The organism is Klebsiella planticola (assembly GCF_000783935.2).
GTDB classification, from domain to species: domain Bacteria; phylum Pseudomonadota; class Gammaproteobacteria; order Enterobacterales; family Enterobacteriaceae; genus Klebsiella; species Klebsiella planticola.
Map to the genome: position 1 here is coordinate 5165328 of NZ_CP026047.1, position 18379 is coordinate 5183706.

The 18379-nt window shown below is 55.2% G+C and carries 18 protein-coding genes; 8 read left to right on the forward strand and 10 right to left on the reverse strand.

The genetic code is table 11. The features are described 5' to 3' along the window. The first annotated feature begins 13 nt into the window (after positions 1-13). On the forward strand, positions 14-937 hold the full coding sequence (locus MC50_RS24855; RefSeq protein ID WP_162180085.1) for an acyltransferase: 924 nt from the start codon (positions 14-16) through the stop codon (positions 935-937). A gap of 26 nt (positions 938-963) precedes the next feature. Here the strand turns inward: MC50_RS24855 and pagP are convergent, their stop codons facing one another. The 4 genes from pagP to MC50_RS24875 all read right to left on the reverse strand — a co-directional run bounded on the left by pagP (position 964) and on the right by MC50_RS24875 (position 6236). Further along, complete coding sequence (gene pagP / locus MC50_RS24860) at positions 964-1539, reverse strand: lipid IV(A) palmitoyltransferase PagP (RefSeq protein ID WP_032695265.1); 576 nt, start codon at positions 1537-1539, stop codon at positions 964-966. Positions 1540-1788: 249 nt separating this feature from the next. After that, positions 1789-3288, reverse strand: a complete 1500-nt coding sequence (locus tag MC50_RS24865; RefSeq protein ID WP_373420001.1) for an alpha/beta hydrolase — start codon at positions 3286-3288, stop codon at positions 1789-1791. A 569-nt stretch (positions 3289-3857) separates the two neighbouring features. After that, the gene (gene dadX, locus MC50_RS24870) at positions 3858-4928 is read right to left on the reverse strand and encodes a catabolic alanine racemase DadX (protein WP_032687020.1); all 1071 of its coding nucleotides are present in this window, start codon (positions 4926-4928) and stop codon (positions 3858-3860) included. Positions 4929-4937: 9 nt separating this feature from the next. Then, a complete protein-coding gene (locus MC50_RS24875; RefSeq protein ID WP_047665203.1) occupies positions 4938-6236 on the reverse strand; it encodes a D-amino acid dehydrogenase in 1299 nt (432 codons plus the stop codon). Between the two features lie 321 nt (positions 6237-6557). Between MC50_RS24875 and MC50_RS24880 the strand changes: the two genes are divergently transcribed. Next, entirely contained in the window at positions 6558-8090 is a 1533-nt protein-coding gene (locus tag MC50_RS24880) for a SpoVR family protein (RefSeq protein WP_004863842.1), read from the forward strand. A gap of 56 nt (positions 8091-8146) precedes the next feature. On the opposite strand, the gene fadR is transcribed toward MC50_RS24880, so the two are convergent. Beyond that, positions 8147-8866: a fatty acid metabolism transcriptional regulator FadR gene (gene fadR / locus MC50_RS24885; protein ID WP_004863845.1), complete on the reverse strand. Its 720-nt coding sequence runs from the start codon at positions 8864-8866 to the stop codon at positions 8147-8149. Between the two features lie 240 nt (positions 8867-9106). Here fadR and nhaB point away from each other — a divergent pair, with 240 nt between their 5' ends. The 3 genes from nhaB (at position 9107) to MC50_RS24900 (ending at position 11783) form a co-directional block, all read left to right on the forward strand. After that, positions 9107-10657 (forward strand): sodium/proton antiporter NhaB, encoded by a 1551-nt coding sequence (gene nhaB, locus MC50_RS24890; protein WP_032687018.1) that lies wholly within the window; start codon positions 9107-9109, stop codon positions 10655-10657. Positions 10658-10791: 134 nt separating this feature from the next. After that, positions 10792-11322: a disulfide bond formation protein DsbB gene (gene dsbB / locus MC50_RS24895; protein WP_004863849.1), complete on the forward strand. Its 531-nt coding sequence runs from the start codon at positions 10792-10794 to the stop codon at positions 11320-11322. Positions 11323-11438: 116 nt separating this feature from the next. Continuing rightward, positions 11439-11783, forward strand: coding sequence for a DUF1971 domain-containing protein (locus MC50_RS24900; RefSeq protein ID WP_004863851.1), 345 nt, complete (start codon positions 11439-11441; stop codon positions 11781-11783). 77 nt (positions 11784-11860) lie between these two features. On the opposite strand, the gene MC50_RS24905 is transcribed toward MC50_RS24900, so the two are convergent. The 3 genes from MC50_RS24905 to MC50_RS24915 all read right to left on the reverse strand — a co-directional run bounded on the left by MC50_RS24905 (position 11861) and on the right by MC50_RS24915 (position 13360). After that, the gene (locus MC50_RS24905) at positions 11861-12307 is read right to left on the reverse strand and encodes a YcgN family cysteine cluster protein (protein ID WP_032687017.1); all 447 of its coding nucleotides are present in this window, start codon (positions 12305-12307) and stop codon (positions 11861-11863) included. A 94-nt stretch (positions 12308-12401) separates the two neighbouring features. Next, on the reverse strand, positions 12402-13061 hold the full coding sequence (locus MC50_RS24910) for a fumarylacetoacetate hydrolase family protein (RefSeq protein WP_004863860.1): 660 nt from the start codon (positions 13059-13061) through the stop codon (positions 12402-12404). A gap of 17 nt (positions 13062-13078) precedes the next feature. Beyond that, positions 13079-13360 carry a YcgL domain-containing protein gene (locus MC50_RS24915; RefSeq protein ID WP_004863862.1) on the reverse strand — a complete coding sequence of 94 codons (282 nt, stop codon included), beginning with the start codon at positions 13358-13360 and terminating at the stop codon, positions 13079-13081. 126 nt (positions 13361-13486) lie between these two features. Between MC50_RS24915 and minC the strand changes: the two genes are divergently transcribed. From minC to minE, 3 genes are read left to right on the forward strand one after another with little or no spacing between them, the layout of a single operon-like run. Then, a complete protein-coding gene (minC, locus tag MC50_RS24920; protein WP_032687016.1) occupies positions 13487-14185 on the forward strand; it encodes a septum site-determining protein MinC in 699 nt (232 codons plus the stop codon). A 23-nt stretch (positions 14186-14208) separates the two neighbouring features. Then, positions 14209-15021 carry a septum site-determining protein MinD gene (gene minD / locus MC50_RS24925; protein WP_004863866.1) on the forward strand — a complete coding sequence of 271 codons (813 nt, stop codon included), beginning with the start codon at positions 14209-14211 and terminating at the stop codon, positions 15019-15021. Positions 15022-15024: 3 nt separating this feature from the next. Next, the gene (gene minE, locus MC50_RS24930; protein ID WP_004103270.1) at positions 15025-15294 is read left to right on the forward strand and encodes a cell division topological specificity factor MinE; all 270 of its coding nucleotides are present in this window, start codon (positions 15025-15027) and stop codon (positions 15292-15294) included. A gap of 82 nt (positions 15295-15376) precedes the next feature. Here the strand turns inward: minE and rnd are convergent, their stop codons facing one another. Beyond that, on the reverse strand, positions 15377-16492 hold the full coding sequence (gene rnd, locus MC50_RS24935; RefSeq protein ID WP_162180084.1) for a ribonuclease D: 1116 nt from the start codon (positions 16490-16492) through the stop codon (positions 15377-15379). Between the two features lie 81 nt (positions 16493-16573). Then, on the reverse strand, positions 16574-18259 hold the full coding sequence (gene fadD / locus MC50_RS24940; protein WP_094898149.1) for a long-chain-fatty-acid--CoA ligase FadD: 1686 nt from the start codon (positions 18257-18259) through the stop codon (positions 16574-16576). Positions 18260-18379: the final 120 nt, after the last annotated feature.

An 18379-nucleotide genomic window follows, 5' to 3' on the forward strand; every position in this document is an offset into this window, starting at 1 on the left:
AACGCTGGGATGCATGACGGCGGTCACCTTCTTTACCATCTATAACACCTGGGATCGGTATGATTACGATTATCACTGGATCCTCGGCTTTCTGACGTTTATCTCAACCATCGCCACGCCGCTGTTTTTTGTGGTGGCCGGTTATCTCGATGCTCAGTCCCGGCATAGCGCGAGCTGGCAGATGGGGAAAATTAAAAGCGTGGTGATCGTCTTTCTTTTCTGGATGACGATTTACTACCTCTGGGAGCCCTATCAGCGCGGCTATCTTATCCAGCCGTGGTTTGTCTTCGCCTTTATTGTGATTTATACCTTCCACCCGCTGATCGAGTGGCTAAGCCAGCGAAGAAGGCTCTTCTTTGGCGTGGTGTTTGTATTACTGCTTTTCTCCTATGGTTACGACCTGCTGGCGGCCCTCTATCCCAACGTGCATGCGCTGACCCTGGCGCCGCAGTATCGCCTGTGGACCTGGCTGTTGTTTTATTTAACCGGTCAGCTGTTTAGCGACCCGCTGGTCGTGCGCTGGCTTAATCGCGATAACGTCGTCAAAGCCGCGATGTTTGCTATCCCCTTTATTTATCTTTTCACCTGGTTTTACGAGCGCCATTTCTTTTTCGCCCTGTTCAAGGCCGACAGAAATGCGTTCATTCTCACCGGTTCGCAAATTTATATTCTGGTGGTCGCGCTGGTCATTGCGGCCAACGGCGTGCGTTTTCGCAAAAACAGCGAGTTTAAAGAGAGTATTCTGGCGGCAATCAGCAAAACGATGACCGGGGTTTATATTCTCCATTACTCAATTTTTCATCTCCTGAGCACCCTTATCCCAATCGGTTCGCTGACCACAAAATTAATGCTGATTGCCCTGACGTTTATCGTCTCGGTATTGATTTCCATGCTGGCGTTATCCCACTCCATCACTAAAAAAGTGATCACCCTTTAAATCACCGGCGCCCAGCTGACCCGGGTTTAAAAACCATAGCGGAGCCAGGCAAACAGGACATTGCCGTTATTGTAGGTGCCGGGAATATAGGTGAACTGTACGCTAAGCCGCTGATAGCTTGCGGAAAATAAGGGGAGAATAATCGGTAAGGGGACATAATTAGCAAAATCATCACGGGCGGTGATCCCGGCGGTCACGCCAAGACCAAGGCGGAAATCCTGGCGGCTATCCAGATACCAGCCCTTCTCCCAGCCGTAGCCGACGATCGGCTGCCATTTGTTATGCGAATCCTTAAACATCATGGCATACAGCGAACTCCAGTCGCCATCATCGTGATAGCGAGAGACGCCGAAGCCGCCGCCCCAGGGCATCTCATTGTAGTTATCCGTTTTCTCTTTATCGTAGGTTAAGCGGTTGTGCCAGCTAAGAAACGGCAGATAGAGGTCATAATTTTGCGGCTGATTCCAGGTTTGCGAAACATCGTTTTTGAGCCAGTTCCACCAGCCGCTGATACGCTGTTCGCCGTAAACATGGTCTTCAGCCTGTACCGCCGTGGCGAAAATAATCAGGGTTGCCCACACTATCAGCCGACAATGTTGCATAGGTTTTTCCTTAAAAAATCACCGGGAACGATTCAGTCCGGGAATAATAAACGCGCTTTGCCAATATCACCGCCGCTAGTTTGCTGGTCACAGGCGTCCCTGATGACAGGGCTATAGTAGCCGGCAAGGCGCTCCCCCAGAGCGATAAACCCTACCATTTCTGAATCAGGACATTCTCACGACGCTCATTGAATCTGGCGTATGCGCCGGTCGGGAAATCAAAGGATGTCCTCGCATTATAATCCCGATTCAGGGAGAAGGCGGGACAGCGCCGCGAATATGTTGCTGAATACGCTCCATCATAAATGGGAAGAACGGGTTGGAGGTGACGCGCATCAGCGTATCCAGCCCTACGCTGAGGGTTGAGGTCTCTCCGCGTAGCGAAATGGTGCCGATACTAATGCCGTAAAGGTTCTTCTCCGTCGGCTCGCGACCGTACAGGGAGTCGGTCATCGGGAATGGCACCGCGACGTGCGAGAGCGAATACATATCCTGCGGCCACGCAATGTTCAGCCGCGTCACCTGCTCCTCTTGCGCGCCTGCTGGCGTGGTACGAGCGACGGTATCATACGTGGTGGGCGAGGCATTGGTAATCACCGTTGTGCGATAGCGCCGCGGCGCTGGCGGTAATAGCGTGCTGAGCGCAGAGTAGACCGCGGGTCGAAACAGCGCGCGCAAATTCGCCGCCTGGTTGATATCAAAAATCACCAGTTCACTGCCGTTTTCCGGCAAATAGCGATACAGCGAATCCACCACGGCCCTGGTGCTGACGGTGGAGTCCATCACCGACTGAAAAGTCAGCACCGGAGCAAGCGCAGCGAGCCGCTGGCTGCGGGAATCCTGGACAATTTTCTCCTGCAGCGCCTGGGTTAACAGCCACGACTGCCGGGCCGCCTTCACCGGAAAGGAATTGTATTTATAAGGATTAAACTCGGGGACCACGTTCAGCCATGCCGCCCGCGCAAAAGCAGGAAACACCGCCGGTAACCCCGTCAGCCCGGCAAAGCGGGCAAAAGCGGTCACCCCAATCATCGGCGACAGCAGGACTATCTGCTGCGGCTGAGACAAGGTCTTATCATCCAGCGCGTCGAGCGCATATTTCAGCGCCAGCGCGCCGCCGTTGGAATAGCCGATAACATGCAGCGGGACGTTCGCTCCGGCCAGTCGGGTTGCTTCGCGTACCGCCAGTCGCGTTGTCGCCATCCACTGTTGCCAGTCAACGGCGGTCAGCGAACCCGGCGCAGTACCATGCCCCGGCAGCCTCGGCACAACGGCAACGAACCCCTGCTGCTGGTAGGCCTTTGCCAGATAGCGCACGCTGTACGGCGAGTCCGTCAAGCCATGAAGTAACACCGCGGCGCCGCGCGGTGTCCCCTCCGGCAGCAGCACAAAGGAGCGATTCCAGTCAGGCTGAAACTGTTGCGGGTAGACCTGGCTTTGGGCATAAAACCGATTAAGCGGCGTTTTTTGATCGTCAGGAAGCGTATTGGTCAGCTGAATTTTCATCTCGTGAAAAATCGCGTCTTCTCGCGCCAGATAGCCCGCGAAGGTCGAGCGGTCAATCTCCGCTGTCGACATTTCATCAGCAGACCAGGTATGCCACGGATGTAGTGCTGGCCCACGCTGCGTTTCGTAAATACGCCCGGCAATAAAAACGGTAATAACGATAAGCAGGCCAATGGCTATTTTTTTCCCCAGCGAGGCCACTTTTAAGCCAGCTTTAATCAGGGGGCGGGTAAATCTCATCATTGGCATCTCGCTGTCCGTGTTGGGTTCTGTACATGACGACCGTTGGCTCGCTGGGGCATTGTAGTCAGGTGCTGGACATTGTTTCCAGAAGTAGTCGGTTGCTGATTTTTACTGCCTGCGCTGAAGACGGCAGTCAATGACCGCGCCACAAGCGGGAGTGTCGGGATGGATATCGCCAATTCGGTCTGCCATGCGTCCGGACGTTTGAGGGCTCAATCCCGTGGAACAGGCATCTCTCGGTTTGATGTCCGTCATGTTATCCGCCCGTTCGGGCCATCCACGCCTCTGGCGATGGCAGCCTGCGTTAAGCAGATCGTAGCAGGCAACGGAATCGAATCAAGAAGCCAGGCAGGCACGCTGTATTGCTGGCAGACCTTCGGCGGTCGGAGCGAGGCGTACAGGGCGAGGATGCGCAGCGGGCGGGCGCCGCCGACATACGGCTGACGCGGGGGGTTCCCCGGTTTACCACCGGGCCGGTTTTTCCGACTACAGCAAACGGAAAACCAGAATTCCAGTCACTGACTGCAATTCTGGCTCATCAGACCGGCGAATAGCGCCGTTCAGGCAAGTTACCCGGTCACCACCGGAACGCGGGGCGCCAGAGCGCACATCAGCTCATAGCCGACGGTGCCGCAGACGCTGGCGACATCGTCAATTTTGATCTCTTTGCCCCATAGCTCTACCGGCGCACCGATCCCGGCCTGTGGGCAAGGCGTTAAATCGACCGCCAGCATATCCATCGACACCCGGCCTACCGTGCGGGTCCGAACGCCGTCAACCAGCACCGGCGTACCGTCCGGCGCCACGCGCGGATAGCCGTCGGCGTAACCGCAGGCCACAATCCCAATGCGCTGTTCGCCGGATGCCCGATACAGGCCGCCGTAGCCCACCGCCTCTCCCGCCTTCAGGTTCTGCACGGCGATGATTTCGCTGCTCAGCGTCATCACCGGCTTGAGACCGCTATTGGCGATATCCTGCCATTGGCCGGAAGGCGAGGCGCCATACAGCACAATCCCCGGCCTCACCCAGTCGAAATGGGCTTCTGGATGCCACAGCGTCGCCGCGGAGTTAGCCAGCGAACGCCGGCAATCCAGCCCTTCCGCCGCCTGCTCGATACGGCGCATCGGCTCAATAATGCCCTGCGGGTTTTCCGCATCGGCAAAATGCGACATCAGCGTCATTTCGCTGACGTTGTTCAGCGCCCGCAGCTGCTGCCAGACGGTATGAATGCGATCCGGCATAAAACCGAGGCGATTCATCCCGCTGTTAACCTTGACGTAGATATCCAGCGGCGCGTGGAGTTTGGCCTGCTGAAGCGCCTTAATCTGCCAGTTACTGTGCACGCTGGTGGTCAGGCGGTACTTATCGAACAGCGCCAGCTCATCGGCGTGGAAGAAACCCTCCAGCATCAGAATCGGCCCTTTCCAGCCGTGCTCGCGGAGCAGGATCGCCTCTTCAAGGTTGAGCATCGCGAAGCCATCAGCGCCGCTCAGCGCGCTCCAGACGCGCGACAGGCCGTGACCATAGGCGTTGGCTTTCACCACCGCCCACAGGCGCGAGGCGGGGGCCGCACGCCGGACAATCTGCAAATTCTGCCGCAAGGCCGACAAATCAATGCTGGCCAATACAGGACGGGACATGAAGACTCCTTAGTTATGAACGCCGTGCAGATGCTGAGCGCGTGCCGGAGTAAAGCCGGGGCTATAGCGCGCGACGGCCAGATCATCGTACGGAATGGCCGGTGTACGGCCTGAGATCAAATCACTGAGCAACTGTCCGGAACCGCAGGCCATGGTCCAGCCCAGCGTGCCGTGCCCGGTGTTCAGCCACAAATTCTTATACGCTGTACGGCCTACCACCGGCGTACCGTCCGGCGTCATCGGGCGCAGCCCGGTCCAGAAGGTGGCCTGCTCAACGTGGCCGCCGCGCGGGAACAGATCGCGGACCACCATCTCCAGCGTTTCCCGGCGCGGCTTCAGCAGCTCTTTATTAAAGCCGACGATTTCCGCCATCCCGCCCACGCGGATACGCTGGTCAAAGCGGGTAATGGCGATTTTGTAGGTTTCATCAAGAATAGTCGAAACCGGCGCGCCGTCCTCCTCGGCAATCGGAATGGTCAGCGAATAGCCCTTCAGCGGATAGACCGGAATGTCCACCAGCCCTTTCAACATCGCGGTAGAGTAAGAGCCAAAGGCCATCACATAGGCATCGCCTTTGATTATTTCAGCGCCGCATTTCACGCCGGCAATCTGTTCGCCTTCATACAGCAGCGCGTCCACCGGCGTATTAAAGCGGAAGGTGACGCCCGCCTGCTCCGCCATCGCCGCCAGGCGCGTGGTAAACAGCTGGCAATCGCCGGTTTCATCATTGGGTAGACGCAGGCCGCCGGTCAGCTTATGGTTGACTTCGGCCAGCGCGGGCTCCACTTCCAGCAAACGTTTCGCTTCCAGAAGCTGGTACGGAACGCCGGCATCTTCCAGCACGGCGATGTCGCGGGTGGCGTTTTCATACTGTTTTTCCGTACGGAACAGCTGCAATGTGCCGCCCTGGCGGCCCTCATACTGGATCCCGGTGCTCTCACGCAGCGCTTTCAGGCAGTCGCGGCTGTATTCCGCCAGACGCACCATCCGCCCTTTGTTCTCCATATAATGGCGGGTATCGCAGTTGCGCAGCATTTGCCACATCCACTTTAGCTGGAACTGAGTCCCGTCAAGCCCGATAGCCAGCGGCGCGTGGCGCTGGAACATCCATTTGATGGCCTTCAGCGGCACGCCTGGCGCCGCCCACGGCGCAGCATAGCCCGGGGAAATCTGCCCGGCGTTAGCGGCGCTGGTCTCTTCCGCCGCCCCGGGTTGACGGTCGATAACCGTCACTTCATGACCCGCCTGGCTTAGATACCATGCACTCGCAACCCCAACTACCCCACTTCCCAGTATGACGACTCGCATAGCGACTCCGTAATAGTTAAAGAACAATCATCTGATTACAAATTGATAACTCAGTTGAAAATATTATTCAACATACGCTTTATTTATGGTGACTTAACTCACAGCAAACCGCACCAGCACTGACCCTATAGATTTACTATCTCCTGCTGCGCTTCATTTTTACTCAGAATAATATTCTGCTGGTTTGGGTAAATAAGGCCTTTAAGATTGCGAAATCGCGAAGAAAAGAAATTGTCGGGAGGCGCAGTTTGTCATCCCCTGTTCTATGCTTGATGAGAGGCTTTCCGTACAGAGAGAGCCACCTACAACGAGGGCGCGCTAATGGCTACGATTGATTCCATGAACAGGGACACTACTCGTTTAAGCGATGGACCCGACTGGACTTTTGAACTGCTGGAAACCTACCTTGCCGAGGTTGACCGGGTAGCGAAGCTATACCGTCTCGACACCTATCCGCACCAGATCGAAGTCATTACTTCCGAGCAGATGATGGATGCCTATTCCAGCGTCGGCATGCCCATCAACTACCCGCACTGGTCGTTCGGTAAAAAGTTTATCGAAACCGAGCAGGCGTATAAGCACGGTCAGCAGGGGCTGGCCTATGAGATTGTGATTAACTCCAATCCCTGCATCGCCTACCTGATGGAGGAGAACACGATAACCATGCAGGCGCTGGTGATGGCCCATGCCTGCTACGGTCACAACTCTTTTTTCAAAAACAACTATCTGTTCCGCAGCTGGACCGACGCCAGCTCGATCATTGATTATCTGATTTTCGCCCGCAAATACATTACTGACTGCGAAGAGCGCTACGGCGTTGATGAGGTGGAGAAGCTCCTCGACTCCTGTCATGCCCTGATGAACTACGGCGTCGATCGCTACAAACGCCCGCAAAAAATCTCGTTGCAGGAGGAAAAAGCGCGGCAGAAAAGCCGGGAAGAGTATCTGCAAAGCCAGGTGAATATGCTATGGCGCACCCTGCCGAAGCGGGAAGAAGAGAAGACCATTGAGTCGGCCCGCCGCTACCCTTCAGAGCCGCAGGAGAACCTGCTGTACTTTATGGAGAAGAACGCGCCGCTGCTGGAGCCGTGGCAACGCGAAATCCTGCGTATCGTGCGCAAGGTCAGCCAGTATTTTTATCCGCAGAAGCAGACCCAGGTGATGAACGAAGGGTGGGCCACCTTCTGGCATTACACGATCCTCAATCACCTTTATGACGAAGGGAAAGTGACGGAGCGCTTTATGCTGGAGTTTCTGCACAGCCACACCAACGTGGTATTCCAGCCGCCCTATAACAGCCAGTGGTATAACGGGATTAACCCGTACGCTCTGGGCTTCGCCATGTTCCAGGACATTAAGCGTATTTGCCAGTCGCCGACCGAAGAAGACCGCTACTGGTTCCCGGATATCGCCGGCTCTGACTGGCTGGAAACGCTGCATTTCGCGATGCGTGATTTCAAAGACGAGAGTTTTATCAGCCAGTTCCTGTCACCGAAGGTCATGCGCGACTTCCGCTTCTTTACGGTGCTGGATGACGATCATAATAACTACCTGGAGATCTCCGCTATCCATAACGAGGAGGGGTATCGGGAGATCCGCTCGAAGCTGTCCGCCCAATACAACCTCAGCAACCTCGAGCCGAATATTCAGGTATGGAGCGTCGATCTGCGCGGCGACCGCTCATTAACGCTGCGTTATGTGCCGCACAACCGCGTCCCGCTGGATAAAGGGCGTCGCGAAGTGCTCAAGCACGTCCATCGTCTGTGGGGGTTTGATATCCTGCTGGAACAACAAAATGCCGATGGCAGTATCGAACTGCTGGAGCGTAGCCCGCCGCGCCAGAACGCGCTGTAAAACGATGAAAAAATGCCCGACAGCTTGCCGGGCATTTTTTATAACGTCGGTGTCCCTTAACGCATGCCGATGACTAAATCACCCGACATGGTTTTCTGCATCCGGTGCCAGATCTCGCCGCTGTCGTGGCCGTAACGACGGACAATCTCGTAAACTTTCTCGTGCAGCCCCTCTTCGCACACTTTCGCCAGCTGATGATAGAAGCCCAGCGCCAGGCTGCGCGCTTCCGGATTGGCAAAATAGTGACGACCGATGCGAGTGTACAGCCCTTTCATTCCGTTGAGGATCAGGCCGTAAATCGGGTTACCAGAGGCGAACGCCAGGCCGCGGAAGATGTTGTAATCCAGCTCGGCAAACGCGTCGGCGTGATCTTCGACTTCCCGCGCGCTGGCAAGCACTTCCAGCGCATTGTCAGGATGCTGGCGGAACGCGGTGCGGATGAAAATGGTAGAGATGTTGGTACGTACCGACAGCAGGTTATCGATCAGCTGCGGAACGCTGTCATGATCAAGACGCGCCAGAGTTTCGAGAATATTCAGCCCGGACGTTTCCCAGAAATTATTCACCTTCGTCGGCTTGCCGTGCTGAATCGTCAACCAACCATCACGGGCCAGACGTTGCAACACTTCGCGTAAGGTGGTGCGGGTCACACCAATGAGTTCAGAAAGTTCACGTTCGGCGGGGAGGATGGTGCCTGGGGGAAAACGATTATTCCAGATACTCTCGATGATGTACTCTTCCGCGAAACCCGCAGGGCTTTGCGCCTTAATGACCATAATTAGATTTCCATTACACAGCGTTGCAAATTCCACTCATCATACCAGAGCCGCTATAGAGCAGATAGCGTCAGAAAGTAATTAAAAGGGGATCGCCGTTTCATTTTCAACTTTTCGTTACCCCCTGCCATCGCGCGAACGCGAGGCGAAGTAAGTTGCTTCCCGTTTTGCTCAACTGGTAATCTTGTAAATAGTTACGCGTAAAATTATGTCATTAATTTGACGGGAAGGAAGTCTGTCGTGGAAATGTCTTATGGCCGCGCTCTGTGGCGCAATTTTCTTGGCCAGTCCCCTGACTGGTATAAACTCGCTCTCATCATTGTTTTGATCGTTAACCCTCTGGTTTTTCACCTCAATCCGTTTATTGCCGGCTGGATGCTGGTGGTGGAATTTATCTTTACCCTCGCCATGGCGCTCAAGTGTTACCCGCTCCTGCCGGGAGGCCTGCTGGCGATTGAGGCGGTGATGATCGGCATGACCAGCCCGGAACATGTCCGCGAAGAGATTGCCAGCAATCTGGAAGTGCTCCTGCTGTTGATGTTCATGGTGGCGGGGATCTATTTTATGAAGCAGCTGCTGCTGTTTATCTTTACCCGCCTGTTGCTGGGGATTCGCAGTAAGATGCTGCTGTCGCTCTCTTTTTGTCTCGCAGCGGCCTTCCTCTCCGCCTTCCTCGATGCGCTGACCGTTGTGGCGGTAGTGATCAGCGTCGCCGTTGGCTTCTACGGCATCTATCACCGCGTCGCCTCCGCGCGCCCGGATGATAACGATATCCTCGACGATAGCCACATCGACCAGCATTATCGTGACGTGCTGGAACAGTTCCGCGGCTTTCTGCGCAGCCTGATGATGCATGCGGGCGTCGGGACGGCGCTCGGCGGCGTAATGACCATGGTGGGCGAGCCGCAAAACCTGATCATTGCCAAGGCGGCGGGCTGGCACTTCGGCGAGTTCTTTTTGCGGATGGCTCCGGTGACGCTGCCGGTGATGATCTGCGGCCTGCTGACCTGCCTGCTGCTGGAGAAAACCAAACGGTTCGGCTACGGTGAACCGTTGCCGCCAGTCGTACGTAAGGTGTTACAGGAGTTCGACGATCGCAGCCGTCAGCAGCGCAGCCGTCAGGATCGCCTGCGGCTGATTGCGCAGGGGATTATCGGTATCTGGCTGGTGACCGCGCTGGCGATGCACCTTGCTGAAGTGGGGCTGATCGGTTTATCGGTGATTATTCTGGCGACGACTTTCTCCGGCGTCACCGACGAGCATGCCATCGGCAAAGCCTTTACCGAGGCGCTGCCGTTCACCGCCCTGCTGACCGTATTTTTCGCCGTGGTTGCGGTGATCATCGACCAGCACCTGTTTACGCCGGTGATTCAGTTTGTCCTCCAGGCATCACCGCACGCCCAGCTGTCGTTGTTCTATCTGTTTAACGGGTTACTGTCGTCGATTTCCGACAACGTCTTCGTTGGCACGGTGTATATCAACGAAGCCCGAACGGCGCTGCAGAACGGCGTTATCAGCCTGCCGCAGTTTGAACTGCTGGCGGTGGCGATCAATACCGGCACCAACCTGCCTTCCGTCGCCACCCCTAACGGCCAGGCGGCGTTTCTTTTCCTGCTGACCTCCGCGCTGGCGCCGCTGATTCGCCTTTCCTATGGCCGTATGGTGTGGATGGCGCTGCCCTACACCATCGTCATGACCCTGGTGGGGCTACTGTGCGTTGAATTCGCATTGATGCCTGTCACCCAGTGGATGCTCGATAACCACTGGCTTATCACGCCGTCACTTCCTTAAATTAAGCTCCGGTTATCCGCCTCCGTCAGGCGGATAACCGCACTTCTTTTATGTAATATTTTCCAACAAGCTGCTGGCGTCGGTACGGTTTTCGTTTACACTGCCATGATTTGGCATGTTCCAGGGAAATGACTATGTTGCGATATTTAAACCAGTGCTCAAGGGGACGCGGAGCCTGGCTCCTGATGGCGTTAACCGCTTTTATCCTTGAATTAGTTGCGCTGTGGTTCCAGCACGTGATGTTGCTGCAACCCTGTGTGATGTGTATTTATGAACGTTGTGCATTATTAGGCATTATGGGCGCCGGTATTGTCGGGGCTATCGCGCCAAAAACGCCGTTACGCTATGTGGCGCTGGTCATCTGGCTGTATAGCGCGCTGCGCGGTCTGCAGCTGGCGTGGGAACACACTATGATTCAGCTGCACCCTTCCCCGTTTCAGACCTGTGATTTCGCCGCGCGTTTTCCAACGTGGCTCCCGCTGGATAAATGGATCCCGCAGATGTTCGTCGCCAGCGGCGACTGCTCCGTTCGTCAGTGGGAATTTCTGACGCTGGAGATGCCACAGTGGCTGGTAGGGATCTTCGCCGCCTATCTGATCGTGGCGCTGCTGGTGCTGATTGCTCAGCCTTTCAAACCGAAAAAGCGCGATCTCTTCGGCCGCTAAGTTAGTGGTAAAAAAACGCTCCTTCAGGAGCGTTTTTTTTGCCTGTCGATTGACGACGACAGATCAAAAGATGCATATTAAATACATCTTTTGATCTGTCCACTAAGGAGCTGATGATGTCTCACCTGCGTATTCCTGCTCACTGGAAAGTTAAACGCTCCACCCCCTTTTTCACCAAACAGAACGTCCCCGCCGCCCTGCTCAGCCACCACAATACCGCCGCCGGCGTTTTCGGTCAGCTGTGCGTAATGGAAGGAACCGTCACCTATTATGGCTTTGCTGACGAACAGGCAAGCGAGCCGGAAGTCAAAGTGGTGATTAACGCCGGCCAGTTTGCCACCAGTCCGCCGCAGTACTGGCATCGCATCGAGATGAGCGATGACGCGCAGTTCAATATCAATTTCTGGGTTGAAGAAGAGAGCCATGGCGAAAACGGGCTGTTTCACGCTAAGAAAGCCTGACCCAGCCGCTCAGATACCTTGAAACACAAAACCCGCCTCGCGGCGGGTTTTAGCAAACGATAGCAAGCATCAACGCTTCACTGCGCCCAGTCGGGCTTATTCAAAATATGGTCCTGCCAGTCGCGCACCGTCTCTTCTTTAACCGCAATATGGCGTACGGAGATGCGTTCGCCATGCATCGCCGCTTTCGAGCCGCTCAGCAGCGGGTGCCAGTTTGGCAGAGGCTTCCCTTCTGCCAGCAGGCGATAGGCGCAGGTCGGTGGTAGCCATTCGAACGTAGGCAGATTATCGCGGGTCAGCTTGATGCAGTCCGGCTCATACTCGAAACGTCGTTCATAGTTCCGGCACTGGCAGGTTTTAATATTTAACTGACGACAGGCGACGTTGGTGAAATAGATCTCATCCGTATCCTCATCCATCAGCTTATGCAGGCAGCACTGTCCGCAGCCGTCGCACAGTGATTCCCACTCCGCGTCGGTCATTTCATCAAGTGTTTTTTGCTGCCAGAAAAGTTGTTCGCTCATAGGGGATATCCGTCATTGCCATTCAGGGTGCACCTTATAACCAGTCTGGCACGCTGATGCAAGTTTTGCCGCCCGCAAAGGCGGCAAAAGGACGTTACAGTACGCGGGTGGAGAGCGTCAGACCATTAAAGCCGACTTCCAGCTCATCGCCGCTGCTCAGCGGCCCGACGCCTTCTGGCGTGCCGGTCAGGATGATATCGCCGGCTTTGAGCGTAAAGAAACGCGACATATAGGCAATCAGCGGAACGATTTTATGGATCATATCGGCCGTTGTTCCCTGCTGACGAACGTCGCCGTTCACTTTCAGGCTCAGCGGCGTATTTTGCGGGTCGCTATGAAATTCTGCCGCCGGAATAAAACCGGAAACCGGGCAAGAATTATCAAAGCCCTTGGCTTTTTCCCACGGCTGGCCGGCCTTTTTCATCTTACCCTGCAGATCGCGCAGGGTAAGATCCAGCGCTACGCCGTAGCCCGCAATCGCTTTCAGGACGTGCTCTTCCGTCGCCTGGCGCAGCGTGCTGCCAATCAGCACCGCCAGTTCAACTTCGTGATGCACCGAACCCAATCCTTCGGGGAGCACCAACGGCTGGCGGATATCGCATAGCGCCGTCTCAGGTTTAATAAACAGCACCGGTTCTTCCGGCATTGCACTGCCCATTTCCTTAATGTGGTTTGCATAATTGCTGCCCACGCAAACGACTTTACTTACCGGATAATCCAGTAATGCTCCCTGCCAGTTATGATGTTGGTACATTATTTCCCCTCGGTGGGTTAATCAGATTTATTCCCCTGTTCCGCCAGGTGTTTCTTAAGTAGATTCTCAGTCGGAGGAGGAAGTTGGAGATAATAGCCCTGATCAATCAGTGACTGTTTGACTTTTTCCAGATCGGCACCGGCAAGCTTTTTCCGTCCGTCGAGCGGTAACAGCATGGTCATCTGCGGCGTGCCGAAGCTTGCCATCAGTTCGACAGGAACACGTGAGAAATCGTCCCTTTTTTCGACATATAAATAGGTTTGCTCACGTTTAGTACTTCGATAGATCACACAAAACATAGTTTTACTCGGAATTAGACCCGTGGTCACTTGCCTCAATATATGAGTGACTATAACATGCCTTTTAGTCTTCGGAATATCACCGCACTTCGGCAGGTGATAAACAGCAAATTGAGTAAGGCCAGGATGTCAAATACGCCAATCGAACTTAAGGGCAGTAGCTTCACCTTATCTGTCGTTCATTTGCACGACGCAAATCCCGAGGTTATTCGTCAGGCGTTAGAAGACAAGATCGCCCAGGCTCCCGCTTTTTTACGTCACGCTCCGGTCGTTGTGAACCTCAGCAATGTCGAAAACGACGTTGACTGGCGCCCTATGCACGAAGCCATTGTCAGCACCGGTTTACGGATTATGGGCGTGAGTGGTTGCAAAATCCCGCGGCTCAAAACGGAAATCGACCGCGCCGGGATTCCTTTACTGACGGAAGGGAAAGAGAAAATCCCCCGCCAGGCGACGCCAGAGCCGGTCGCGCCGCCGCCAGTTGTTAATCCGATCACAAAAACGCGTTTAATTGATCTGCCGGTACGTTCCGGTCAGCGCATTTATGCACCAAACTGTGATCTGATTGTTACAAATCATGTGAGTGCCGGTGCGGAACTTATTGCCGATGGTAACATCCATGTTTATGGCATGATGCGGGGACGCGCACTCGCGGGCGCAGGCGGCGACAGAGAAGCGCAAATATTTTGTTCACACCTCACGGCGGAACTGGTTTCCATCGCAGGGGAATACTGGCTGAGTGATAATATCCCGGCCGAATTTTATGGCAAAGCGGCCCGCCTGCGTCTGGGTGATACCGCTTTGACTATTCAACCGTTGAGTTAGTCCCTTTTTAACAAGGAATTTCTATGGCACGCATTATTGTTGTGACTTCGGGTAAAGGGGGCGTTGGCAAGACCACCTCCAGCGCGGCCATCGCTACCGGTTTGGCCCAGAAGGGAAAGAAAACTGTCGTTATCGACTTTGATATCGGTCTGCGTAACCTCGACCTGATTATGGGCTGCGAGCGTCGGGTAGTTTATGACTTCGTCAACGTGATTCAGGGCGATGCCACGCTGAATCAGGCGTTAATCAAAGATAAACGCACCGACAATCTCTATATCCTCCCCGCCTCCCAGACGCGTGATAAAGATGCGCTGACCCGCGAAGGTGTAGATAAAGTTCTCGAAGAACTGAAAAAGATGAACTTCGATTTTGTGGTCTGCGACTCTCCTGCAGGCATTGAAACCGGTGCGCTGATGGCGCTCTATTTTGCCGACGAAGCCATCATCACCACCAACCCGGAAGTCTCCTCCGTTCGTGACTCCGACCGTATCCTCGGTATCCTCGCCTCCAAATCCCGCCGCGCGGAAAATGGCGATGAGCCGATCAAAGAACACCTGCTGCTCACGCGCTATAACCCAGGTCGTGTAAACAAAGGCGACATGCTGAGCATGGAAGACGTTCTGGAAATCTTGCGTATCAATCTGGTAGGCGTGATCCCGGAAGATCAGTCCGTGCTGCGGGCGTCAAACCAGGGTGAGCCGGTTATCCTGGATGATGCGTCAGACGCAGGTAAGGCCTATGCCGATACGGTTGAACGTCTGCTCGGAGAAGAACGTCCTTTCCGCTTCATTGAAGAAGAGAAGAAAGGTTTCCTCAAACGCCTGTTCGGAGGATAAATTATGGCATTACTCGACTTTTTTCTCTCGCGGAAAAAGAACACGGCCAACATTGCGAAAGAGCGCCTGCAAATCATCGTCGCGGAGCGTCGTCGCGGCGACGCTGAACCGCATTATCTGCCGCAGTTACGCAAAGATATTCTGGAGGTGATTTGTAAGTATGTGCAGATCGACCCGGAAATGGTCAGCGTTCAGCTGGAACAACGGGATGGCGATATTTCGATTCTGGAGTTGAACGTGACTTTGCCAGAAACGGAAGAGTCGAAACCCTGAGCCAAATAAACCCGACAGCCTTGGGCTATCGGGTTGGTTGGCATAGTGGCCCGGAGAGTCTGTCCGGGCTTTTTGCTGCGGCTTAGCGCGGGTATTCGCTTAACAACGCCTGCAGACGATCGGCCATCAGGTCGCTTCGCCAGCCGGAAATCAGCTCAGGTCGTCCGTTTCCGCTTTTCAACTGCCAGTGCCAGTTCAGCAGCTGGTTAATCTGTCGTCTTGATGCCAGCAGCTCTGCGCTCAGCCCCTTCTCGGTACTCACTTCCTGCACCAGCGCTTTAATCTCTTTAAAGACTTTGCGGTAGCCCGGCATATCAATCAGGTTTTGCAGTGGCTCCGGCAGCGCCTCTTCAGGCAGCTCCTGGGCTTTCGCCACCAGACTTATCAGCGTTTTGCCGTGAAAACGAATTTCGCTGCCGGACAGGCCGAGGCTATCAAGTTCCCCGAGGCTCCCCGGCATATAGCGCGCCACGTTCCACAGATGTTCTTCACGAACCACAAAATTGACCGCCATATCGCGATCGCGCGCCTTACGTAAACGCCACTCCGCCAGCAGCTGCAGGCAGCCCAGTTGACGGGTGCGCAGCTGCCAGGCGTTGCCGATATCACGCCACGCCTGCGCCGGGTCCTGCACTTCCTGACGGCGTTGCTGCATCAGACGGCATTCGTCCAGCGCGGCATCCAGCCAGCCAGCGGCCTCGGTTTCCGCCATCAGCTTGCTGGCGATCGGCAGAAGATACCAGACATCCGCCGCCGCATAGTCGCACTGACGCTGGGTCAGCGGACGAGCCAGCCAGTCAGTGCGCGACTCGCTCTTATCCAGCGCAATGCCGGTATACTCTTCCACCATTGACGCAAATCCCCAGGACATCGGGCGCCCGCAAAAAGCGGCCAGAATCTGGGTATCAATCAACGGCTCCGGCATCAGGTTAAAGGTGTTGAGGAACACTTCCAGATCTTCACTGCCAGCGTGCAGGTACTTGGTGACGTCTTTGTTCAGCAGCAGCTCACGCATCGGCGCCCAGTCGGTTATCTCCAGCGGGTCAATCAGCGAAACCTGTTCACCGTCAAACAGCTGGAGCAGGCCCAGCTGCGGATAATAGGTGCGGGTGCGGACAAATTCTGTATCCAGCGCAATCGCGGGTGCCGCGTTTGCCGCTTCACAGATGGCGCGAAGACCATCGTCGGTGGTGATCATCTGATAGTTCAAATCATGCTCTCTTAACTTGCGCCCATAAAAAACGCCGGCTTAGCCGGCGTCTGGCGACTCTCGTATACCTTAGGCTTTATTGTCTACTTTAGCGCGGGCTTCGTCACGCAGTTCTCGCCGTAAAATTTTGCCAACATTGGATTTCGGCAGTTCATCACGGAATTCAACCAGTTTCGGTACTTTATATCCGGTCAGATGGCGGCGGCAGAAGGTGATCAGCGCCTCTTCGGTCAGCGCTGCGTCTTTCTTCACGACGAAAATCTTTACCGCTTCACCGCTGCTGCCCGACGGTACGCCGACGGCAGCCACCTCCTGAACGCCCGAATGCTGCATCACCACATCTTCGATTTCGTTCGGATAGACGTTAAACCCGGAGACCAGAATCATATCTTTTTTGCGATCGACGATGCGCAAAAAGCCTTCATCGTCCATCACCGCAATATCGCCGGTATGCAGCCAGCCGTTTTTGATGATCTCCGCGGTCGCATCGGGACGCTGCCAGTAGCCCAGCATCACCTGCGGGCCTTTCACGCACAGTTCCCCCGGTTGACCCGGCGGCACTTCATTATCGTCATCGTCCACCAGCTTCGCTTCGGTCGACGGTACCGGCAGCCCGATGCTGCCGCTGTGGTAGTCAATATCATGGGGGTTAACGCTGACCAGCGGCGCGCACTCCGTCAGGCCATAGCCCTCGAGCAGATACTGGCCGGTGAGCTTAACCCAGCGCTCGGCCACCACCTGCTGCACCGGCATTCCGCCGCCGGCGGAAAGATGCAGAGAAGAGAAATCGAGCTGCTGAAACTCTTTGTTGTTGAGCAAGGCGTTGAACAGCGTATTGACCCCGGTCATCGCAGTGAACGGGTATTTTGCCAGCTCTTTTACCAGCCCCGGAATATCGCGCGGGTTGGTAATCAGCAGGTTCTGGCCGCCGAGCTCAATGAACAGCAGGCAGTTCATGGTCAGCGCAAAAATGTGGTACAGCGGCAGCGCCGTCACGACAAACTCTTTCCCACGATGCAGCAGCGGCCCATAGGTCGCATTCACCTGCTCGAGGTTCGCCAGCATATTGCGGTGGGTGAGCATTGCCCCTTTCGCCACGCCGGTGGTGCCACCGGTGTACTGCAGGAAAGCCAGATCTGCACAGACAATGTCAGGTTTAACGTACTGCATACGATAACCGGCATGCAGCGCGCTGCGGAAAGAGATCGCATCGGGGAGGTGATACTTCGGCACCAGACGCTTGATGTACTTCACCACGAAATTCACCAGGGTGCCTTTCGCGGCTGAGAGCTGATCGCCCATCCGGGTCAGGATCACATGCTTCACCTGCGTTTTATCGACCACTTTCTCCAGGGTATGGGCAAAGTTGGAGACGATCACAATCGCCGCCGCTCCGCTGTCATTCAGCTGATGCTCAAGCTCGCGCGGCGTATACAGCGGATTGACGTTCACCACAATCATCCCCGCGCGCAGAATACCGAAGAGCGCGATGGGGTATTGCAACAGGTTAGGCATCATCAGCGCGACGCGATCGCCCTTTTGCAGTCCCAGCCCCTGCTGGAGATAAGCGGCGAACGCCCGGCTGCGCTCCTCCAGCTTACGGTAGGTCATCACCTCGCCCATGTTGATAAACGCCGGTTGGTCGGCGTAGCGCGTGGCGGCATGTTCAAATAATTCAACCAGGGATTGGTAGCGGTCAGGATTTATCTCCGCCGGAACATCGGCGGGATAGCGGTTTAGCCAAACCTTTTTCACTGCATCACCTCTGAAATAGTTATTCGTCGTCATCACAGCCCCTGATCAACAAACATTCTGTTAACATTATATTAACTCAGCGTACCAGTTTATTAATTAGGCGTTTTACAGGTTGCGAAG

Coding starts and splice junctions, on each gene's coding strand:
- MC50_RS24855 (WP_162180085.1), top strand. CDS start 14: ATGACGGCGGTCACCTTCTTTACCATCTATAACACCTGGGATCGGTAT.
- pagP (WP_032695265.1), bottom strand. CDS start 1,539: ATGCAACATTGTCGGCTGATAGTGTGGGCAACCCTGATTATTTTCGCC.
- MC50_RS24865 (WP_373420001.1), bottom strand. CDS start 3,288: ATGATGAGATTTACCCGCCCCCTGATTAAAGCTGGCTTAAAAGTGGCC.
- dadX (WP_032687020.1), bottom strand. CDS start 4,928: ATGTCCCGTCCTGTATTGGCCAGCATTGATTTGTCGGCCTTGCGGCAG.
- MC50_RS24875 (WP_047665203.1), bottom strand. CDS start 6,236: ATGCGAGTCGTCATACTGGGAAGTGGGGTAGTTGGGGTTGCGAGTGCA.
- MC50_RS24880 (WP_004863842.1), top strand. CDS start 6,558: ATGGCTACGATTGATTCCATGAACAGGGACACTACTCGTTTAAGCGAT.
- fadR (WP_004863845.1), bottom strand. CDS start 8,866: ATGGTCATTAAGGCGCAAAGCCCTGCGGGTTTCGCGGAAGAGTACATC.
- dsbB (WP_004863849.1), top strand. CDS start 10,792: ATGTTGCGATATTTAAACCAGTGCTCAAGGGGACGCGGAGCCTGGCTC.
- MC50_RS24900 (WP_004863851.1), top strand. CDS start 11,439: ATGTCTCACCTGCGTATTCCTGCTCACTGGAAAGTTAAACGCTCCACC.
- MC50_RS24905 (WP_032687017.1), bottom strand. CDS start 12,307: ATGAGCGAACAACTTTTCTGGCAGCAAAAAACACTTGATGAAATGACC.
- MC50_RS24910 (WP_004863860.1), bottom strand. CDS start 13,061: ATGTACCAACATCATAACTGGCAGGGAGCATTACTGGATTATCCGGTA.
- MC50_RS24915 (WP_004863862.1), bottom strand. CDS start 13,360: ATGTTTTGTGTGATCTATCGAAGTACTAAACGTGAGCAAACCTATTTA.
- minC (WP_032687016.1), top strand. CDS start 13,487: ATGTCAAATACGCCAATCGAACTTAAGGGCAGTAGCTTCACCTTATCT.
- minD (WP_004863866.1), top strand. CDS start 14,209: ATGGCACGCATTATTGTTGTGACTTCGGGTAAAGGGGGCGTTGGCAAG.
- minE (WP_004103270.1), top strand. CDS start 15,025: ATGGCATTACTCGACTTTTTTCTCTCGCGGAAAAAGAACACGGCCAAC.
- rnd (WP_162180084.1), bottom strand. CDS start 16,492: ATGATCACCACCGACGATGGTCTTCGCGCCATCTGTGAAGCGGCAAAC.